This is a genomic window from Methylobacterium sp. 142-1Y, assembly GCF_057747795.1.
In genome coordinates this window covers 6,161,055-6,179,251 of sequence record NZ_CM173224.1, presented here as the reverse complement: position 1 = coordinate 6,179,251, position 18,197 = coordinate 6,161,055, and the positions used below count along the sequence as shown (strand labels likewise).

Below are 18,197 nucleotides of genomic sequence, written 5' to 3'. Positions count from 1 at the left end.
TGATGCCGGTTCCTGGGATTTAGTTGCGGGAAATCTCTGTCTTTGCGAATAAAGAGAAGTCGCGGGCTCCTCTCTCCCACACGGGATAGGGGAAGTAGGCTTGACTTGTTGCGCGCCGCGCTTCCCCTTCTCAAAGACTGTTTAATGGGGTTTGCTTGGCAAGATCTGATGGTGGGGATGATTTATCCTACCCTCACACCTCATCCTGAGGTGTTAGTCGATCGAAGATCGAATGACCTCGAAGGAGTGCTCCAGGGAACGCAGAGATTTCTGGAGCCCTCCTTCGAGGCTCCCGTTGGTCGCACCTCAGGATGAGGTAGGAGGGCAGGACAGTCTCGGTCTCCTCAAGTCTTAAGTAGAAAATCTCGCTCAAGCATTCTCTCAGGGTCATTCCGGGCTCCGCTGCGCGGCCCTGGAATGACGCGGAGGGTGGCAACGGCGGAGCGAAGGAACGAGAGGCGTCTCCCCTACTCCCGCACCTTCTTCGCCCGCCCCTCCAGAAACTCCGCCAGCCGCCGCTTCGCCTCGGCGTCGCTCTGCGCCACCGCGGTCATCAGGGCCTCGGTGAGGTACCCGGTCGCCGGGTCGGCCTCGGCGATGCGCGGCAGGGCGTGGATCAGGGCGTAGTTGGTCAGCGGCGCGTTCTCGGCCGCCCGGGTGGCGAGCGCGATCGCCCGTTCCAGCCCCTCGCCCGGCGGCGTGACGTAGTGCGACAGGCCGAGCCGCTCGCCGCTCTCGGCATCGTGGACCCGGCCGGTCAGCATCATGTCGCGCATCCGCGAGACCCCGATCAGCCGCGGCAGCCGCACCGAGGCGCCGCCGCCGACGAAGATGCCGCGCTGGCCCTCCGGCAGGGCGTAGAAGGCGGAAGCCTCGGCGACCCGCAGATGGGCCGACAGCGCCAGTTCGAGCCCGCCGCCGATCACCGCGCCTTTGAGCGCCGCGACCACCGGCACCCGGCCGAACTCGATCTCGTGGAAGGCCCGGTGCCACATCCGAGAATGCAGCATCCCGGCCGGGGCGTCGCGCTCGGTCAGTTCCGCCAAGTCGAGCCCGGCGCAGAAATGCGGGCCCTCCGCGGCGATCACCAGCGCCCGCACGTCGTCGGGCAGGTTCCGGGCGACGCGCTCCAGCCCCAGCACCATGCCGTCGTCGAGGGCGTTGCGCTTGTGCGGGCGGGACAAGGTGACGATCGCCACGGCGTCCCGCCGGGTGACGACCAGGGACTCGGTGCCGAGGCCCGACAGGTCCTCCGCCATACGGCGTTCCTCCGATTCTCGCTCCGGCCGTTCGCGCCGGATTGCCAAACATGATTTGTAATGTGATATAACTATCTCAACGGGTCAATCGGGCGACAAGCCCTGACAGAGACCCGACCAGGGAGGGCGCCGCGATGGATGACGCGAGCGGACAGGCCGGCGACTATCGCACGGCCATCGGACGGGTGGCGGTGATCGGCACCGGCGTCATCGGGGCGTCGTGGGTGTCGCAGTTCTTGAGTTGCGGCCTCGATGTCGTCGCCACCGATCCGGCCCCCGGCGCGGAGGCGCATTTACGCGAGACGGTCGCTCGGCACTGGCCGGTCCTCGAACAGATCGGACTTAGCCCCGGCGCCGCGCCCGAGCGCCTGACCTTCGTGGCCGGGCCGGAAGAGGCAGCGGCAAACGCCGATTTCGTGCAGGAGAACGGGCCCGAGCGCCTGGAGATCAAGCACGAGACCTACCGCCGGCTCGACGCCGCGGCCGCGCCCGACGTGGTGCTGGCGACCAGTTCCTCCGGCCTCACCCCGAGCGCGATCCAGAGCGCCTGCCGCCATCCCGGCCGGGTGGTGCTCGGCCATCCCTTCAACCCGCCCCACCTGGTACCGCTGGTCGAGGTTCTGGGCGGAGAACACACCGACGAGGGCGCGGTCGCCGCCGCGATGGGCTTCTACGAGAGCATCGGCAAGCGGCCGATCCGCCTGCGGCGCGAGCTCGTCGGCCACGTCGCCAACCGGCTCCAGGCGGCGCTCTGGCGCGAGGCGTTCCACCTCGTCGGGACGGGGGCCGCGACGGTGGCCGACATCGATGCCGCCATCGCCCATGGGCCGGGCCTGCGCTGGGCCCTGATGGGGCCGTGCCTGCTCAACCACCTCTCGGGCGGCGCGAAAGGGTTCGCCCACACCCTCGACCATCTCGGGCCCCTGATGGAGGCGATGTGGGCCGATCTCGGTGACCCGCGCCTGACGCCCGAGCTGAAACAGACCCTCGTCCAGGGCCTCGAACAGGCGCTCGAAGGACGCGACCGCGACGCGATGGTGGCGCAGCGCGACCGGCTCCTCGTCGACCTCGTCCGGCAGAAGCGCGCGGCGCCGGACCTGCCGTAACCCTCGTCTCAACCAACTCAAGGGAGGACAACATGGCCAAGGTGATCGTGACGGTGGCGCCGACCGGCGGCATGGCCTCGAAGGCGCAGAACCACAACCTGCCGACCCAGCCGGCGGAGATCGCCGAGTCGGTGCACAAGTCCTGGAAGGAAGGGGCGGCCATCGCGGCGCTCCACGCCCGCCGGCCCGACGACGAGGCGACCTGCAACGCCGAGATCTACCGCGACATCAACCGGCGCATCCGCGAGCGCTGCGACATCATCCTCAACAACTCGACCGGCGGCGGGTCGAGCGGCGACATGCTGGTGCCGCGCCCCGACGGGCTGTTCGAATCGAGCTTCGAGGAGCGGCTGAAGGGCTGCGAGGCCGGGGCCGAGATGGCGACCTTCGACGGCATGACCTTTGCGGACGTGCATGGCGGCCGCGAGATCCTGGTGGTGACGACGCCGAGCCGCTGCGAAGCGCTGGCGAAGCGCATGCAGGAGCGCGGCATCAAGCCGGAATGGGAGGTGTTCGGCCCCCAGCACATCCTGCAGGACGTGACCCGGCTGATCGAGAAGGGCTACGACAAGCCGCCCTACTACATCAACATGGTGCTCGGCGCCGACAAGGGTTTCCAGGGCGCGATGCCCTATTCCCACGACATCCTGGCGGCGATGATCCGGATGCTGCCGCCGCAATCGATCTTCTGCGTCTCCGGCATCGGCCCGGCGCAGCTGCCGGCGACGACGCAGGCGATCCTGCTCGGCGGCCACGTCCGGGTCGGGCTCGAGGACAACAATTATTACTCCCGCGGCCAGCTCGCGACCAACGAGCAGCTGGTGGCCCGCACGGTGCGGATCATCAAGGAACTGAACCACGAGCCGGCGAGCCCGGCCGAGGCCCGTGACATCCTCGGCCTCAAGGCCGTCTGACGGGAGGGACGACGATGCGCGCCCTTCGCTCCGCCCTGCTGGCGGGCCTGATGACCCTCGCGCCGGCCTTGAGCCATGCGGAGGGCGCCGTCTCCGGCGACCGCGTCAAGATCGGCGTGCTCGCCGACATGTCGACGGCGATGTCCGGCAATTACGGCACCGGCAGCGTCACCGCGGCGCGCCTCGCGGTCGAGGATTTCGGCGCGACGGTGCTGGGCAAGCCGATCGAGATCGTCGCCGCCGATCACCAGAGCAAGCCGGACGTGGCGAGCACGCTGGCGCGCCGCTGGTACGACGTCGAGGGGGTCGACATGATCACCGACCTCGGCAACTCGGCGGTGGCTCTGGGCGTCCAGGCGCTGGCGCGGGAGAAGGGGCGGCTCGCCCTCATCACCGGATCGGGCTCGACGGTGATCACCGGGGCGCAATGTTCGCCGAACGGCGCGCTCTGGGTCATCGACACCCACGCCCTTTCCCGCGCCATCGCCAAGCCCCTGGTGGAATCCGGCGAGACGACCTGGTTCTACGTGGTGGCCGACATCACGCTGGGAAAATCCTTCGTCGCCGACGTGACGCGGGTGGTGACGAAGGGCGGCGGCAAGGTGGTGGGCCAGGTCTTCCACCCCCTGCTCTCGCCCGATCTCTCGTCGCAGATCCTGCAGGCGCAAGCCTCCGGTGCCGGGGTGATCGCCCTGTTCAACGTCGGCGGCGACGCGATCAACGCGGTCAAGCAGGCTTCCGAGTTCGGGGTGCTCGGCGGCAAGCAGAAGCTCGCCGGCTTCTACATGACGGCGGTCGACGTCCACGCGCTCGGGCTCCCCGTCGCCGGCGGCCTCTACCTGGCCGAGGCGTTCTACTGGGACACCGACGACGCCACCCGCGCCTTCGCCAAGCGCTTCTTCGACCGCCAGAAGGCGATGCCGAACAGCTACCAGGCCGGCGTCTACTCGGCGGTGATGCATTACCTCAAGGCGGTGCGGGCCGCCGGCACCGACGCGGCCGAGCCGGTGATGGCGAAGATGCGCGAGATGCCGATCGAGGATTTCATGACCGAGGCCGGGCGCCTGCGGCCCGACGGCCGGGTGATCCGCGCGGTCTCGCTGTTCCGCGTCAAGCGGCCGGAGGAATCGAAGGGGGAGTGGGACGTGATGGAGCGGATCGCGACGCTGCCCGGCGAGGAGGCGTTCCGGCCGATCGAAGAGAGCGACTGCCCGCTGGTGAAGGGCAAGCCATGACCTCTCGATCCGTGACCATTCCAGCCCCCACCCTCGCCCACGTCTTCGATGCCCGTATCGCGGTGACGGTGCCGGTCGAGGTCGGCGTCACCACGGCCGGCAGCCGGCGGGTCATCGCCATCACGGGCGGCACCGTGACGGGCCCGGGTCTCACCGGCCGGATTCTGCCCGGCGGGGCCGATTACCAGACCATCGCAGGCGACGGCCTGACCCAGCTCCACGCCCGCTACGTGATCGAGGCCGCGGATGGCGCCCTGGTCTATGTCGAGAATACGGGCCTGCGCTTCGGCCCGCCCGAGGCACTGGAGCGCCTGCGCCGGGGCGAGCCGGTCGATCCCGGCCTGATCTATTTCCGCACCGCGCCCCGGTTCGAGACCGCGTCCCCTGCGCTCGGCTGGATGCAGACCAGCCTGTTCCTCGCCACCGGGGCGCGGGCGCCGGACCATGTCGGCCTGAGCGTGTACCGGGTGGGGTGATCCGGAGCGGCACCCGATCGCGTTGCCATCGGACGCTGCTCTATATCTTTGATTTTTCGGAATTTTCTGCGACGAACCGGTGTCCGCTCCGACGGAAACCGCGCTAAGCAGATTTCGCAAAAGTGGCCCCCGGTTTTGCGGAAAAAATCTGCGATAAAACAAGGATCTAAGCGGACGAAGCGTTGGCCTGCCAACGCAAGTCTGCTTAGCCCTCCGCCCGCGCCACCGCCACCGTGCCGCCCTCGACCAGGGTGAAGACGATGCCGGCCTTGCGCAGGGCCGCCAAGACGTGGGGGCGCGAGCGCGAGGCCGCTCCCTCGGATTCCTCCTCCAGGCGCCGTACGGTGGAGAGCGAGACGCCGCTCTCCCGGGCGAGGTCGTTCAGGGTCCAGTCGAGGAGGCCGCGGGCCGCCCGCAGGTGGCAGCCCTTGATCGCCGGCTCGGCCCGCGGCGAGGGGCGTTCCGGCACCATATCCGCCTCGGTCTCCAGTGGGGTGACCACGACGGTCCAGCAGATCGGATCGGCGGGGGCATCGCGCAAGGCATCGTCACGCAAGGGCACCATCGTCATCCGGAACGGTGCGGCCGCGCCATCGGCCCGGCGCAGCGTCGGCGTGATGCTGAACGGCCGCCCCCCTGCTGCAAGGCGGGGCAGTTCGTCGCGCCAGCGCGGCCGTTCCTCCGGCACGATCGGCCCGAGCCAGTCCGCCCGCACCTCCTCGCGGCGCAAGCCCACGAGGGCCAGGAAGTCGGGGCCGTACTCGGTCGGCGGCAGGGTCGGCTCGGTATGGATGAAGACCTGCGCCTGCTGCGCCAGGCTGGACCGCCGCTGCTGCTCCAGGCGGTGCAGGTCGGCCAGGCGTTCGCGGTCGGTCACGTCGAGGAGCACGCCGGTCGCCGCGAGCGGGCGCCCCTCTGGGCTGAAGAAGACCTCGCCGCGGCTCACCACCGTGCGCGCCGTCCCGTCCGGCCGGATCAGCCGGACCGTGTGGCTGCCGAGGATGCCGGCCTGGACGATCTGGGCCGCATCCTCGAGCACGTCGCGATCGGCCGGGTGGACGAGGCCGAGCAGCCGCTCGTAGCTCGCCGGCTCGCCCTCCGGCAGCCCGGCCAGGCGGTAGAGCCCGGACGACCACACCTGCCGGCCGGAGACGAAGTCCCAGCGCCACGCGCCGGTGAGGCCGAACGCCTCGATCAGCCGCATGAACTCGCGGGACGACAGGTCCGCCGACCGAAGGGCCGCGTGCGGGTCCGGAGCGCGCGGCGTCATCGGGGGCCGACCCGTGCCGGGTCCCGGCCCCGCCGACCCGGCGCGAGGCTCCGGCTCAGGCCGAGCCCCGCCCGCGCCACAGGCGTGCGAAGTCCACTCTTCAAGGCAAATCTTCCTAATATTCAGCAAGTGCGCTCGGCTGCGGCCAGGCGAATACACCGTAGCACCATTCAATTGTACGCCAAACAATCACGCCATTTCAACCTCGCGCGGGCGAGTGCGGCATCCGACACGCTTGTGCGATAACGATGCCTTGCCGCCGCCGGTTGCGTCGCCGGGGCCGGTCTCCGTCGTGTTCGGGCCGGAGATCGGAGGGCGGCCCGAGGGCAACCGGACGGCCCGGATGCGTCACGACGCTGCACCGGATCGTCGGCGCGACGGGGAACAAAATAAAATTTCTCCCTTGGGGCTTTGAGACAGAAAACATCTTCTCTTCTGTCGTGAAAAATAGAAAACCACATCTATTGCTGCGAAGCCTGCGCACGACCTATCTACAGTCTCGACGGCTCCGATCCGCGGAGCCGTGCGTCATCCGGATTCGACCATGCGTCCTGCCATCTTCGATCCGTTCGGCGAGCGCCTGGACCTTCAGGCCGGGTGCGCCGCGCCGCGTCGCCGGCCGGTCCGGACCCGGCGGATCGTCGGCGCCGTGCTGTTCTGGGCCCTGGCGGCCGGGCTGATCACCGCCCGCTGCGCCTTCTTCGATCCCAGCACCGCCTTCGGGCCCGACGCCCCGGCCCGTGTCGCCTCGACCCAAGCGACCGAACTGGCCTCGACCCAATCCGCCCCGGACCAGGCACCGGTCCTGCGCTGAAGCGGCGCTCCTCAGGCAGGTACTCTTCAGGCAAGGTACTCTTCAGGCAAGGTACTCTTCAGGCAAGGTACTCTTCAGGAACGAGGCTCGGCACCCCACATCAGTCGCGATCAGAGGCGCCTCGCCTCCGGAGCCGAGAGGCTCCGTTCCGAACACCGGAGCGACCCGATGCTGTTCTTCCGCAAGCGCGCCGAGATGCCGGCCCCCGACCAGATTCTGCCGGGGCGGCCCATGCCCCTGCCGACGGCGGAGCGGCACTTCGTCAACGGCCACCCCCTCAAGGGCCCCTATCCCGACGGAGTCGAGACGGTCGTGTTCGGCCTCGGTTGCTTCTGGGGCGCGGAGCGCAAGTTCTGGCAACTCGGCGACGGCGTCTTCGTCACGGCGGTGGGCTATGCCGCCGGCACCACGCCGAACCCGACCTACGAGGAAGTCTGTTCCGGGCTGACCGGGCACAACGAGGTCGTGCTGGTCGCCTACGACCCGGCGGTGATGCCGCTCGCAGCCCTGCTCAAGACCTTCTGGGAGAGCCACGACCCGACCCAGGGCTTCCGCCAGGGCAACGATGTCGGCACGCAGTACCGCTCGGGCATCTACCTGCCCGACGAGACCCGCCGGGCCGAGGCCGAGACGTCCCGCGATACCTACGCCGCCGCCCTGAAGGCGCAGGGCTACGGACCGATCACCACGGAAATCCGCGACGCCGGCCCGTTCTACTTCGCCGAGGCGTATCACCAGCAATACCTGGCGAAGAATCCGGGCGGCTATTGCGGCTTGGGCGGCACCGGCGTGTCCTGCCCGATCGGGGTCGGCGTCGCGGCCGAGTGAGCGACCCGGGACCGGCCGAGGCCGGTCCCGTCCCGTCGTTACCGCGCCTTCAGCACCGTACGGCAGGCATCCGGCAGCCCCGCCAGGGTCATCGGCGGGCGCGGCTTGCCGGGCGGGCGGGGCTTGGGGTTCAGCACCGCGTCGGAGAACCAGTAATCGAGCTCCGAGCCGCAGCCGTCGCCGGAGGGCGGCGGGTCCTGGTCGTGGCAGGCCGAATCGCCCGCCGGGCATTCGAGCCGGATGTGGAAGTGGTAGTTGTGGCCGTAGATCGGCCGCACCTTGGTGAGCCAGCCCCGGTCCGACCCCGCCTCGCGGCACAGGGCCTTCTTGATCGCCGGATTGACGAAGATCCGCGCCACCTCGGGCTCGCGCGACACCATCTTGATCAGCCGCAGGTGCTCCGGCAGCCAGACCTCTGGGTCGATGTCGCGCCGGTCCGGCCGCACCACGTTGGTGGCCGACATCTCCTCGCGCTCGGCCCGCGTCAGGCGCCTGTCCGGCATCGGGGTCAGCCAGATGTCGGCGTCGAGGCCGAGCTGGTGCGAGGCGTGGCCGGTCAGCATCGGCCCGCCCCGGGGCTGGGACATGTCGCCGACGAGCAGCCCCGGCCAGCCCGCCTTGCGCGGCGCCTCCGCGGCGACCTTCTCCAGGAAGGCGACGAGCCGGGGATGGCCCCAGTTCCGGTTGCGCGACAGGCGCATCACCTGCCAGGTCGCGCCGTCGATCGGCAGCGCCTCGGCGCCGGCCACGCAGCCCCGCGCATAGCCGCCGATCGATTGCGGCGGCAGGGCCGCCGGCGTCGTGGCGCGGCCGAACAGGGCCTTCGCCGGCGTGGACGGATCGTCCGGGTTGGCGAGCGGCGGCAGCGGCTTCGGGGTGAGGGTGCCGCGATCCTGCGCAAAGGCGGGCGCGGCGAGAGCCAGGAGAGCCGTCAGGAGGGCGGCGCGGCGGATCGGCGTGGGACGCAGGAGCATGAATCGGAGGCTAGCGCTCCGATCGCCCGGTGTGAATGGCCCCGCTGCTCCGCCATTCGCCGCATCGCACGGCGCCGGAACAGGTTCCGCCGCGGAAGCGTTGCCGGAGGGCAAGGACCGCGATCCATACGGGGCCCTGACTTTCGAAACTCCGACCCGGAGGCATTCCGATGACCACCGTCGCGCCGACCATCGGCGACCGCTCCGACATGGGCAGCACCACCACCAGCGAGACCAGCAAGCTGATCGCCAGCGACCGCGTCGAGGGCACCACCGTGCGCCGTCCCAACGGCGACGGCATCGGCCGCATCGAGCGCCTGATGATCGAGAAGACCACCGGCCAGGTGGTCTACGCCGTGATGAGCTTCGGCGGCTTCCTCGGCATCGGCGAAGGCTACTACACCATCCCGTGGTCGACCCTGCGCTTCGCGCCGGAGCTGGACGCCTACGTGCTCGACCTCACCGAGGAGCAGCTCCGCGCCGCGCCGCCGGCTTCGCCGGAGGGCAACGATCCCTCCTACGACCGGAAATGGGAGGAGCACGTCCACCGCTACTTCAACGCCACGCCGTACTGGAGCATCTGACGCATCCGGCGGAAGACGCTTCACGGCGCCTCCGCCGGCACGCCCGACAGGGCCCAGCGGCACAGGCTCGTCTCCTTCACGGCCAGGCAATCGTAGGCAGTGCCGCCGATCACCACCCGCTCGGCATTGCCCTCGATCCGGTCGCGGCCGACCCGGCTGCAGCCGAGGTGATCGGCCTTCGGGTCCGCAAGCCGGGCCCTGATCGCGGCCGGGTCGCCCGCCGTCTCCGCCAGCAGGATGCGCAGGTTGGCCAAGGATCCGCAGGTCAGGACCTTCGCCGGCATGGCGGGCTTGGGCAGCGCCTTCGGCTTCTGCGCGACGGCCGGACCCATGGAGGCCGGGCTCACGAGAAGCACGAAGACCAGCAGCACGAGGACGGGGCAGGCTCCGGCCACGGTCTCGGCCAGGGTCCCGATGAACGCGCGCCTCACGCGCCGCCCCTCATCGATACCCCATCAGAGGCCGCCCATCCGGCGCACCAGCGCCCATTCCGCCTCGCTGACCGGCTGCACCGACAGGCGCGAATTGTTGACGAGAACCATCTCGCGCAGAGCCGGCTCGGCCTTGATCGCCTCCAGGGTGACGGGTCTGGGCAGGGCCTGGACCGCCTTCAGGTCGACCATGCCGAAGCGGCCGCTCTCGTCGGTATGGTCGGGATAATAGATGCGGATCACCTCCACGATGCCGACCACCGCCTTGCCCTCGTTCGAGTGATAGAAGAAGCCCTGCTCGCCGAGCCGCATCGCTTCGAGGTTCTTGCGGGCGACGTGGTTGCGCACCCCGTTCCAGTACGTCCCCGCCTCCCCGGCCGCGACCTGGTCGTCCCACGACCAGACCGAGGGCTCGGATTTGTAGAGCCAGTACGCCATCCCGTTCTCGTCCCTCTCATACGGTTTCCGGATTGATCGCGTCGCGATGCGGAAACCGGCTTCGCTCAGGCGCCGCGCGGGCTGGTGATACGGCGTCCGGAAGGAATCTTCCGGACGCCGATCACACGATCGCGCCCCCATCGCCCGATCCGGGGGGGGAGTCCAGGGGGGACGGACTGGACCGTCCTGCGGTCACCTGACCCAGGGTTCGCTCGAAACGAGAGCACCCGCGCGACGATGAGGATCGTGGGGCCGGCAGCAAAGGGCGTGAGCGCCCGATGCCCGGGTGCGGAGGACCCGGCGGGCCTTGCGGCTGTTCTCGACCTCGCCATGGCCGGGCCGCGGATGGCGTGCCTTGAGCAGATTTCGCGAAAGTGGCCGCCGGCTTTGCGATAACAATCGGCGACAACACAAGGATCTCGGCGGGCGAAGCGCCGGTCCGCCAACGCAAGGCCGCTTCGTGCCGGCCTCGGCGGAGCAAGGGGAAACGGCCGCGTTTCCCGTGAAACACTTTTCCGACGACGCGCGGGCCGGGGAGACGGCCCGCGCGCGTGCCGGCGTTACGCGTTGCCGCCCTGCATCTGGGCCTCGGCGGCCTTCTGGCGGTAGAGGCCGACGAAATCGATCGGGTCGATGTAGAGCGGCGGGAAGCCGCCGTTGCGGACCGCGTCGGCGATGATCTGGCGGGCGAACGGGAACAGCAGCCGCGGGCACTCGATCATGACCGCCGGGTGCATCTGGTCCTGCGGGATGTTGCGCAGGCGGAAGATGCCCGAATAGGTCAGCTCGAAGGCGAACAGCACCTCGGCGCCGATCTTGGCATCGCCCTCGAGGCGCAGGTCGACCTCGAAATCCTCCTCGGCGAGCTGCCGGGCGTTGACGTTGACCTGGATGTTGATCTGCGGGCCCTGCTGCTGCGGCTGCAGCGAGCGCGGCGCGTTCGGGTTCTCGAAGGACAGGTCCTTGGCGTATTGCGCCAGGGCGTTGAGGGTCGGCGTGACATCGTCGGGCTGCGCCGCGGCGCCGCCGTTACCGTTCGGGACCGGGGAATCGGCCATGGCGGAGGGTTCCTTCGAGGGCTGGACGTAAACGACGGGCCGGCGCGCGCTGGCGCGAAAAACGGCGCGCGCGACGGCGGCGTTGCGGCTATCATGCCCGTAACGCGTGAACAAGCAGAGGCGCCGATCATCCTTCCCGCGTCATGGCTCTCCGCCTCCTCGTGCCGACGGCCGGCCTTCCGTCCAGGACGACGCAGCAGGGGCCTCGGCGGCGGCGACATCCAGGGCGACGACCTCCTCCGGGCGACGACCTCTGCGGCACGAACGCCGCCTCCTCGCGCGCGGGCGCCTGGATACCGCGAGGCCCCGGCCCCATATCCGTCGAATGGCCTGCGACGCGGCGCCGGCCGGACGCTTGCCTTGCCCCGGTCCCGGTGCCAAAGCCGGCGATGTCGCAAGCTGTGCCGAGGCGGTCAGGGATGCTCGGCGTGAAGCCGCCAAGGAAGCCGTCAAGAACGGATCGATGAACGGATCGATGATGCAGGACTCCCTCGACCTTACGACCCTCATCTTCCTCGGGCTTGCGGTCTTCGTGATCTGGAAGCTGCGCTCGGTCCTCGGCCAGAAGACCGGGAGCGAACGGCCGCCCTTCAACCCGCTGGCCCGGCGCGAGGAGCCGCCGGCCGCCCCCCGCGACGGCGATAACGTCGTGCGGCTGCCCGGTGCCGGCCCGGAGCGCGGCGGCGCCGCGCCGGTGGCGACCGCGGTGCCGCGCAACTGGAAGGGCGTGGTCGAGCCGAACTCGCCCGCCGCCCGCGGCCTCGACCTGATCCTCCAGCAGGAGCCGAACTTCGATCCCCGCGCCTTCACCGACGGCGCCAAGACCGCCTACGAGACCATCGTGACGGCCTTCGCCAAGGGCGACCGCAAGACCCTCAAGACCCTGCTCTCGCGCGAGGTCGCGGACGGGTTCGAGCGGGCGATCCAGGGCCGCGAGCGCGCCGGCCAGACCGTCGAGACCACCTTCGTGTCGATCGACCGGGCCGAGATCGTCGGGGTCGACGTGCGCAACCGCGTGGCTCAGGTCACCGTGCGCTACCTCTCGAAGCTGATCACCGCCACCCGCGGCCCGCAAGGCCAGGTCGTCGACGGCAGCCCCGAGAAGGTCGTCGACGTGACCGACGTCTGGACCTTCGCCCGCACGCTGGGCAGCCGCGATCCGAACTGGCAGCTCGTCGCCACCGAAGCCGGACAGTGAGGGCCGGGTAGTCGGACGCGACCGTCCGGCGGCTTGATCGGCCGCCGGCCCTCGACGACAATGGCGCGTCGCCAGAGCCACCTCGTGCCCTAGCGACACGTTCTCGAGCACAGCATTCCGGGGCCGGAGCCCGACAAGCCCATGCCGCCGGCCCTCTTCCCCCGATTCGCCGCTCGTCCCGCCGTCCTCTTCCTCGCCGCTCTCCTCATCGGCGGCGCCGATGGTGCGAAATCCGCCCCCTTGCGGGTCGGCGAGGCCCTGCTCGATCCCGTCCCCTTCAGCGCCCTGCCGGGCTTTTCCGGCGACGACCTCGCGGCCGCCCTCGCGACCTTCCGGGCGACCTGCGCGGCCCAAGCCGGCCCGGTCCTCGCCGAGGCGGCGCCGGGTGCGCCGGGCCAGGATCTCGCACGCCCTTGCGCCGCCGCCGCCGGCGTGCCGCCCGAGGGCGCGAAGGACTTCTTCCAGCAGTTCTTCTCCGCCTATCGCGTCCTGCGGCCGAACCGCGACGCCGCGGCGGAGCGCGAGGCCGGCTTCCTCACCGGCTATTTCGAGCCCGAGCTTGCCGGCTCGCCGGTGCAGACCCCGGACTTCATCGTGCCGGCGCTCGCACGCCCCGACGACCTGGTCTCGCTCGAGCCCGGCGAGACCCGGCCCGGCCTCGACCCCACCTTGCGCGCCGCGCGCCGCGACGGCGACGCCTTCCGGCCCTATCCGGACCGGGCGGCGATCGAGGACGGGGCGCTCGGGCCCGGCGCCCGGCCGCTGCTCTGGCTGCGCGACGCCGTCGACCTCCTGGTGCTGCAGGTCCAGGGCTCCGGCCGGGTGCGCCTGCCCGACGGCCGTTCGGTGCGCCTGGCCTATGACGGCCGCAACGGCCGGCCCTACACTTCGGTCGCCCGCCTCATCGTCACCGGCGGCCACCTGCCGCTCGAAGGCCTGACGCTCGCCCGCTGGACCGGCTGGCTGCGCGACAACCCAGGCCTCGCCCGTGACCTGATCCGCCGCAATGCCTCCTACATCTTCTTCCGCATCGACGACGGGGTCCCGGAGGGCGCCGGCCCGCGCGGCGGGGCCGGGGTGCCGCTGACCGCCGGACGCAGCCTCGCGGTCGACGCCACCCTGTGGCGCTACGGGCTGCCGTTCTGGCTCGACGGGTCGCTGCCGGACCCGGAGGGCGGCACCGCGCCGTTGCGTCGCCTCGTGGTGGCGCAGGATACCGGCTCGGCGATTCTGGGCCCGGCTCGCGGCGATCTCTATCTCGGCACCGGGGCCCGGGCCGGTGCGGTCGCCGGCCTGCTGCGCGATCCCGCGCGCTTCGTGGTGCTGCTGCCGAAGCAGAATCCCGCGGGAGGCGCGCCGTGACCGAGCCGCGCCGTCCCCGCCGGCTGCGCCGTCTCTCCTCGGAAGAGAGCCGGCTCTGGGGCGAGATCGCCCGCCTGGTCACGCCCCTGCGCGGCCGGGCTTTGCCGTCCGTCCCCTCCCCTCCCCCGCCGCCGGAGCCGCCGCTCGCGCCTGCGCCGCCGGCCGCCCTGGTGCGGCCGGCCCGCCCGGCCCCGCGCGGTGCCCCCAAGAAGACCCCGAGCCCTCCGGCTCCGCCTCCTCCCGCGCCGGCCCTGCCGCCTTTGGCACCGCTCGAACGGCGGGTGCGCACCGCCCTGCGCCGCGGTTCACGCAGCGTCGATGCGTCGATCGACCTGCACGGGATGCGCCAGGCCGAGGCCCATGCGGCCCTGATCGGCTTCCTGCACCGCTCCCGAGCCTCCGGCCACGCCGTGGTCCTGGTCGTCACGGGCAAGGGAGGGGGCGATCCGTATTCCGAGCGCGGCGTGCTGCGCCGCAGCGTGCCGCATTGGCTGCGCCTGCCCGAGTTGCGCACCCTGGTGGTCGGGTTCGAGGAGGCCGCCCACCATCACGGCGGCGGTGGTGCCCTCTATATCCGCCTGCGTCGTCGCTGATCCGTGTGGCTCCGACCGCATCGCCGGTCACCCCGCTCATGGGGATACTGCGCCGTATTGGCGGAATACGTCGCTTGCACCATGGAGAAGCTTGAGCTCGCCGGACGGGCAGATGATCGGCGTGGTGGCGTCGAGGTTAGATCCGCCAAATGTTAATGCGGCGACGCGACGACTGCGCCGATAGTTCGCCCTGTTGAGGGCACAGCCGGAGCATCCGCGCCGGGTCCTTCGTCTCCTGCGGGGCTGCCGCTCCGCGCCTTTCCCCACTTTTCCCCACGGGGGACTTGAGTCGACGACGAGGACCCGTTACATAAAGTCGTTCCCTCCTCCATCGTCACGTCACGTCGCATCCAGGGCCCTCCGGCTCTCCCGCGCGACCTCCGGGACAATCAGGCGACGACTTCGCGACCGGTGCCCCTTTTTCGGTCACCCCGTTGCTTCCGCTCGATGCCGCATCCTGCGGCAGCCGGACTTGTCCCGACATGACGCCCCCCAGCTTCGCCCCCGCACCCCGATATCCCATGATCGAAGACACTCTCGCCCCGATCGAGACCCCGGCCGCCCCCGCCATGCGTGAGGTGAAGCTGCAGGATCTCAAGTCGAAGACGCCGACCGAACTCCTCACCTTCGCCGAGGAGGTCGAGGTCGAGAACGCCTCGACCATGCGCAAGCAGGAGCTGATGTTCGCGATCCTGAAGCAGCTCGCTGCCAAGGACGTCGAGATCATCGGCGCCGGCACCGTCGAGGTGCTGCAGGACGGCTTCGGCTTCCTGCGCTCCTCCGACTCGAACTACCTGCCGGGTCCCGACGACATCTACATCTCGCCGACGCAGATCCGCCGCTTCGGCCTGCGCACCGGCGACACCGTCGAGGGGCCGATCCGCGGCCCGAAGGACGGTGAGCGCTACTTCGCGCTGCTGAAGGTCAACACCATCAATTTCGAGAACCCGGACAAGATCAAGCACAAGGTCCATTTCGACAACCTGACGCCGCTGTTCCCCACGCAGCGCTTCAAGCTCGAACTGTCGGAGCCGACCCGCAAGGACTTCTCGCCCCGGATCATCGACATCGTCGCGCCGATCGGCAAGGGCCAGCGCGCCCTGATCGTGGCGCCGCCGCGGACCGGCAAGACGGTGCTGATGCAGAACATCGCCCAGTCGATCACCCTGAACCACCCGGAATGCTACCTCATCGTCCTGCTCATCGACGAGCGGCCGGAAGAGGTCACCGACATGCAGCGCTCGGTGAAGGGTGAGGTGATCGCCTCGACCTTCGACGAGCCGGCGACCCGCCACGTCCAGGTCGCCGAGATGGTGATCGAGAAGGCCAAGCGTCTGGTCGAGCACGGCCGCGACGTCGTCATCCTGCTCGACTCGATCACCCGGCTCGGCCGCGCCTACAATACCGTGGTGCCGTCCTCCGGCAAGGTGCTGACCGGCGGCGTCGACGCCAACGCCCTGCAGCGGCCCAAGCGCTTCTTCGGTGCCGCCCGCAACATCGAGGAGGGCGGCTCGCTGACCATCATCGCCACCGCGCTGATCGACACCGGATCGCGGATGGACGAGGTGATCTTCGAGGAGTTCAAGGGCACCGGCAACTCCGAGATCATCCTGGATCGCAAGGTCTCCGACAAGCGCATCTTCCCGGCGATCGACATCACCCGCTCCGGCACCCGCAAGGAAGAACTGCTGGTCCCGCCGGACTCGCTCAAGAAGACCTATGTGCTCCGCCGCATCCTCAACCCGATGGGCGTCACCGACGCGATCGAGTTCCTGCTCGACAAGCTGCGCCAGACCAAGAGCAACGGCGACTTCTTCGACTCGATGAACACCTGACCCGACCCGCCGGTCGCGATCTCCCGGACGTTGTCGCGCGGCGCCCCGAAAGGGGCGCCGTTGCTGTTTGAGAGATGGCTCGCGGCGTCTGCGCGGCCCCACGGTCTCCGAGAGGGCCATTGGTCCGCGGCGCCCCGGACCTCTTTTTCTCCCCGCGACCTCATCTTGAGCTACCGCGAAGCGGCTTCGAAGGAGGGCGCCAGGCAGCTCCGAGACCTCTGGAGCCGTTCCTCGATGCTGCATCCACCGGCAGCACTCGGGAAGGCGCTCCGAACGGGAGGGAATTCCTTGGAGGTCCTGCCCTGTTCGACATGATCGGAGGCGCGTGTTCCGCGGCATTCGCCGAATCGGCACGATCGCCGGATCGTGCTAGCCACGGTCCGCGACGCCATCCCGGTGCCGTAACCCGGCCTCGGCCCTTCCGTGACTCCTCCATGCTTCCCCTCGACACCATCTTCGCTCCCGCCACCGGCCATGGCCGCACCGCCGTCGCGGTCGTGCGGATCAGCGGCCCGCAGGCCGGCCCTGCCCTCTCGGCGCTGATCGGGGTGCCCCTTCCGCCGGCGCGCCGCCTGTCGCTGCGCGTCCTGCGCGAGCCGGCTTCCGGAGACCTCCTCGATCACGCCTTGGTCGCCTGGCTGCCCGGACCCGGCACCGCCACGGGCGAGGACATGGCGGAACTGCACGTCCATGGCGGGCCTGCTGTGCGAGCGGCGGTGCTGCGCAGCCTCGGCACCATCCCGGGTCTCGTCCCGGCGGAGCCCGGCGCTTTTACCCGCCGGGCCTTCCTTAACGGCCGCATGGACCTGACCGGCGTCGAGGGGCTGGCCGACCTGATCGATGCCGAGACCGAGGCGCAACGGCGCCAAGCGGTGCGTCAACTCGACGGTGCCCTCGGTCGAGCCGTCGAGGCGTGGCGGGACGCCCTTCTCGGCGTGCTCGCCGGCACGGAGGCTGCCCTCGACTTCTCCGACGAGGGCGACGTCGATGACGAGGCTCTGACGGAGGCCGGGCGTGCTGTCGCGTTCGAGATACGCGACGCAATCCGGGCCGCCCTCGCCGATGGCCGCCGGGGCGAACGCCTGCGAGACGGGTTCACCGTTGTGCTCGCCGGTGCACCCAATGCCGGCAAATCGACGCTTCTCAACGCGCTCGCCCGCCGCGACGTCGCGATCGTCTCGGATATCCCCGGCACCACGCGGGACGCGATCGAGGTGCGATGCGATCTCGGCGGACTACCGGTGCTGCTGGTCGATACGGCTGGGTTGCGCGAGGGTACCGACGCGATCGAGGTGGAGGGCGTGGCGCGCAGCCGTCGCCGCATCGATCAGGCCGATCTGGTACTCTGGCTGCGCGAGCCGGGCGGTGATGCTCCCCCTCCCCTTTCCGTGCCCACGCTCGTCGTCGCCACCAAGGACGATCTATCCGCCTCGTCGCCCGACGGCGCGATTGCGATCTCGGCCCGGACCGGCACCGGGCTCGACCGGCTCCTCGCCGAGATCGAGCGCACTGCCGAGACGTCTCTCGGCAGCGGCGACGCTCTGGTGACGCGCGAGCGGCAGCGACTCGCCCTCGAACGGTGTCTTCACCACCTCGATCGCGTCGTGACTCATGGAGCCGAACTCCCGGCCGAACTGGTGGCGGAGGATCTGCGCCTCGCCATCCGCGGTCTCGGCGAGGTGGCCGGGCGCATCGGTGTCGAGGAGATGCTCGATCGGTTGTTTTCCAGCTTCTGCATCGGCAAGTGAGCCGCCCGGGGTCGTGTTTTCACGTGAAACGCGGGACGGCCCGAGAGCGTGATTGACGCCGCCGCCGGGCATCC

At 70.0% G+C, this 18,197-nt stretch carries 18 protein-coding genes; 12 read left to right on the top strand and 6 right to left on the bottom strand.

Translation table 11 applies throughout. From position 1 onward, the window contains the following. Positions 1 to 467 precede the first annotated feature (467 nt). Positions 468 to 1,259 carry a crotonase/enoyl-CoA hydratase family protein gene (locus AC3AOF_RS28330; protein WP_488347145.1) on the bottom strand — a complete coding sequence of 264 codons (792 nt, stop codon included), beginning with the start codon at positions 1,257 to 1,259 and terminating at the stop codon, positions 468 to 470. A 134-nt stretch (positions 1,260 to 1,393) separates the two neighbouring features. On the opposite strand from AC3AOF_RS28330, the gene AC3AOF_RS28325 reads away from it, so the two are divergent. The 4 genes from AC3AOF_RS28325 to AC3AOF_RS28310 are packed head-to-tail and all read left to right on the top strand — an operon-like array spanning position 1,394 to position 4,990. Then, entirely contained in the window at positions 1,394 to 2,365 is a 972-nt protein-coding gene (locus AC3AOF_RS28325) for a 3-hydroxyacyl-CoA dehydrogenase NAD-binding domain-containing protein (protein WP_488347144.1), read from the top strand. 32 nt (positions 2,366 to 2,397) lie between these two features. Next, entirely contained in the window at positions 2,398 to 3,279 is an 882-nt protein-coding gene (locus tag AC3AOF_RS28320) for a beta-keto acid cleavage family enzyme (RefSeq protein ID WP_236987725.1), read from the top strand. 14 nt (positions 3,280 to 3,293) lie between these two features. Then, a complete protein-coding gene (locus AC3AOF_RS28315; protein WP_488347143.1) occupies positions 3,294 to 4,514 on the top strand; it encodes an ABC transporter substrate-binding protein in 1,221 nt (406 codons plus the stop codon). After that, positions 4,511 to 4,990 carry a DUF3237 domain-containing protein gene (locus AC3AOF_RS28310; RefSeq protein ID WP_488347142.1) on the top strand — a complete coding sequence of 160 codons (480 nt, stop codon included), beginning with the start codon at positions 4,511 to 4,513 and terminating at the stop codon, positions 4,988 to 4,990. The genes AC3AOF_RS28315 and AC3AOF_RS28310 overlap by 4 nt, the downstream gene beginning before the upstream one ends. Before the next feature lie 205 nt (positions 4,991 to 5,195). On the opposite strand, the gene AC3AOF_RS28305 is transcribed toward AC3AOF_RS28310, so the two are convergent. Beyond that, entirely contained in the window at positions 5,196 to 6,260 is a 1,065-nt protein-coding gene (locus AC3AOF_RS28305) for a PAS domain-containing protein (RefSeq protein WP_488347141.1), read from the bottom strand. Positions 6,261 to 6,804: 544 nt separating this feature from the next. Between AC3AOF_RS28305 and AC3AOF_RS28300 the strand changes: the two genes are divergently transcribed. Together AC3AOF_RS28300 and msrA are read left to right on the top strand one after the other, a co-directional pair. After that, a complete protein-coding gene (locus tag AC3AOF_RS28300) occupies positions 6,805 to 7,074 on the top strand; it encodes a hypothetical protein (RefSeq protein ID WP_236987730.1) in 270 nt (89 codons plus the stop codon). A gap of 168 nt (positions 7,075 to 7,242) precedes the next feature. Continuing rightward, positions 7,243 to 7,902 carry a peptide-methionine (S)-S-oxide reductase MsrA gene (msrA, locus tag AC3AOF_RS28295; protein WP_488347140.1) on the top strand — a complete coding sequence of 220 codons (660 nt, stop codon included), beginning with the start codon at positions 7,243 to 7,245 and terminating at the stop codon, positions 7,900 to 7,902. A gap of 38 nt (positions 7,903 to 7,940) precedes the next feature. Here msrA and mepA read toward each other — a convergent pair whose 3' ends face one another. Beyond that, on the bottom strand, positions 7,941 to 8,876 hold the full coding sequence (gene mepA / locus AC3AOF_RS28290) for a penicillin-insensitive murein endopeptidase (protein WP_236987732.1): 936 nt from the start codon (positions 8,874 to 8,876) through the stop codon (positions 7,941 to 7,943). A 209-nt stretch (positions 8,877 to 9,085) separates the two neighbouring features. Here mepA and AC3AOF_RS28285 point away from each other — a divergent pair, with 209 nt between their 5' ends. Further along, positions 9,086 to 9,460 carry a PRC-barrel domain-containing protein gene (locus AC3AOF_RS28285; protein WP_236992628.1) on the top strand — a complete coding sequence of 125 codons (375 nt, stop codon included), beginning with the start codon at positions 9,086 to 9,088 and terminating at the stop codon, positions 9,458 to 9,460. Positions 9,461 to 9,480: 20 nt separating this feature from the next. Here AC3AOF_RS28285 and AC3AOF_RS28280 read toward each other — a convergent pair whose 3' ends face one another. The 3 genes from AC3AOF_RS28280 to secB form a co-directional block, all read right to left on the bottom strand. Next, complete coding sequence (locus AC3AOF_RS28280; RefSeq protein ID WP_236987734.1) at positions 9,481 to 9,891, bottom strand: hypothetical protein; 411 nt, start codon at positions 9,889 to 9,891, stop codon at positions 9,481 to 9,483. A 24-nt stretch (positions 9,892 to 9,915) separates the two neighbouring features. Further along, on the bottom strand, positions 9,916 to 10,329 hold the full coding sequence (locus tag AC3AOF_RS28275; RefSeq protein ID WP_488347139.1) for an EVE domain-containing protein: 414 nt from the start codon (positions 10,327 to 10,329) through the stop codon (positions 9,916 to 9,918). A gap of 560 nt (positions 10,330 to 10,889) precedes the next feature. Further along, positions 10,890 to 11,387 carry a protein-export chaperone SecB gene (gene secB, locus AC3AOF_RS28270; RefSeq protein ID WP_236987736.1) on the bottom strand — a complete coding sequence of 166 codons (498 nt, stop codon included), beginning with the start codon at positions 11,385 to 11,387 and terminating at the stop codon, positions 10,890 to 10,892. 478 nt (positions 11,388 to 11,865) lie between these two features. On the opposite strand from secB, the gene AC3AOF_RS28265 reads away from it, so the two are divergent. The 5 genes from AC3AOF_RS28265 to mnmE all read left to right on the top strand — a co-directional run bounded on the left by AC3AOF_RS28265 (position 11,866) and on the right by mnmE (position 18,123). Next, on the top strand, positions 11,866 to 12,585 hold the full coding sequence (locus AC3AOF_RS28265) for a Tim44/TimA family putative adaptor protein (protein WP_236992629.1): 720 nt from the start codon (positions 11,866 to 11,868) through the stop codon (positions 12,583 to 12,585). Between the two features lie 141 nt (positions 12,586 to 12,726). Next, positions 12,727 to 13,947 (top strand): murein transglycosylase A, encoded by a 1,221-nt coding sequence (gene mltA, locus AC3AOF_RS28260; protein WP_488347138.1) that lies wholly within the window; start codon positions 12,727 to 12,729, stop codon positions 13,945 to 13,947. Further along, entirely contained in the window at positions 13,944 to 14,540 is a 597-nt protein-coding gene (locus AC3AOF_RS28255; protein WP_236987738.1) for a Smr/MutS family protein, read from the top strand. The genes mltA and AC3AOF_RS28255 overlap by 4 nt, the downstream gene beginning before the upstream one ends. A gap of 521 nt (positions 14,541 to 15,061) precedes the next feature. Next, positions 15,062 to 16,375: a transcription termination factor Rho gene (rho, locus tag AC3AOF_RS28250; RefSeq protein WP_093568657.1), complete on the top strand. Its 1,314-nt coding sequence runs from the start codon at positions 15,062 to 15,064 to the stop codon at positions 16,373 to 16,375. A gap of 434 nt (positions 16,376 to 16,809) precedes the next feature. Beyond that, on the top strand, positions 16,810 to 18,123 hold the full coding sequence (gene mnmE, locus AC3AOF_RS28245; protein ID WP_488347137.1) for a tRNA uridine-5-carboxymethylaminomethyl(34) synthesis GTPase MnmE: 1,314 nt from the start codon (positions 16,810 to 16,812) through the stop codon (positions 18,121 to 18,123). Positions 18,124 to 18,197: the final 74 nt, after the last annotated feature.

Excerpts from the sequence above, each read along its gene's own strand:
- AC3AOF_RS28330 (WP_488347145.1), bottom strand. The coding sequence starts at position 1,259 with ATGGCGGAGGACCTGTCGGGCCTCGGCACCGAGTCCCTGGTCGTCACC.
- AC3AOF_RS28325 (WP_488347144.1), top strand. The coding sequence starts at position 1,394 with ATGGATGACGCGAGCGGACAGGCCGGCGACTATCGCACGGCCATCGGA.
- AC3AOF_RS28320 (WP_236987725.1), top strand. The coding sequence starts at position 2,398 with ATGGCCAAGGTGATCGTGACGGTGGCGCCGACCGGCGGCATGGCCTCG.
- AC3AOF_RS28315 (WP_488347143.1), top strand. The coding sequence starts at position 3,294 with ATGCGCGCCCTTCGCTCCGCCCTGCTGGCGGGCCTGATGACCCTCGCG.
- AC3AOF_RS28310 (WP_488347142.1), top strand. The coding sequence starts at position 4,511 with ATGACCTCTCGATCCGTGACCATTCCAGCCCCCACCCTCGCCCACGTC.
- AC3AOF_RS28305 (WP_488347141.1), bottom strand. The coding sequence starts at position 6,260 with ATGACGCCGCGCGCTCCGGACCCGCACGCGGCCCTTCGGTCGGCGGAC.
- AC3AOF_RS28300 (WP_236987730.1), top strand. The coding sequence starts at position 6,805 with ATGCGTCCTGCCATCTTCGATCCGTTCGGCGAGCGCCTGGACCTTCAG.
- msrA (WP_488347140.1), top strand. The coding sequence starts at position 7,243 with ATGCTGTTCTTCCGCAAGCGCGCCGAGATGCCGGCCCCCGACCAGATT.
- mepA (WP_236987732.1), bottom strand. The coding sequence starts at position 8,876 with ATGCTCCTGCGTCCCACGCCGATCCGCCGCGCCGCCCTCCTGACGGCT.
- AC3AOF_RS28285 (WP_236992628.1), top strand. The coding sequence starts at position 9,086 with ATGGGCAGCACCACCACCAGCGAGACCAGCAAGCTGATCGCCAGCGAC.
- AC3AOF_RS28275 (WP_488347139.1), bottom strand. The coding sequence starts at position 10,329 with ATGGCGTACTGGCTCTACAAATCCGAGCCCTCGGTCTGGTCGTGGGAC.
- secB (WP_236987736.1), bottom strand. The coding sequence starts at position 11,387 with ATGGCCGATTCCCCGGTCCCGAACGGTAACGGCGGCGCCGCGGCGCAG.
- AC3AOF_RS28265 (WP_236992629.1), top strand. The coding sequence starts at position 11,866 with ATGCAGGACTCCCTCGACCTTACGACCCTCATCTTCCTCGGGCTTGCG.
- mltA (WP_488347138.1), top strand. The coding sequence starts at position 12,727 with ATGCCGCCGGCCCTCTTCCCCCGATTCGCCGCTCGTCCCGCCGTCCTC.
- rho (WP_093568657.1), top strand. The coding sequence starts at position 15,062 with ATGATCGAAGACACTCTCGCCCCGATCGAGACCCCGGCCGCCCCCGCC.
- mnmE (WP_488347137.1), top strand. The coding sequence starts at position 16,810 with ATGCTTCCCCTCGACACCATCTTCGCTCCCGCCACCGGCCATGGCCGC.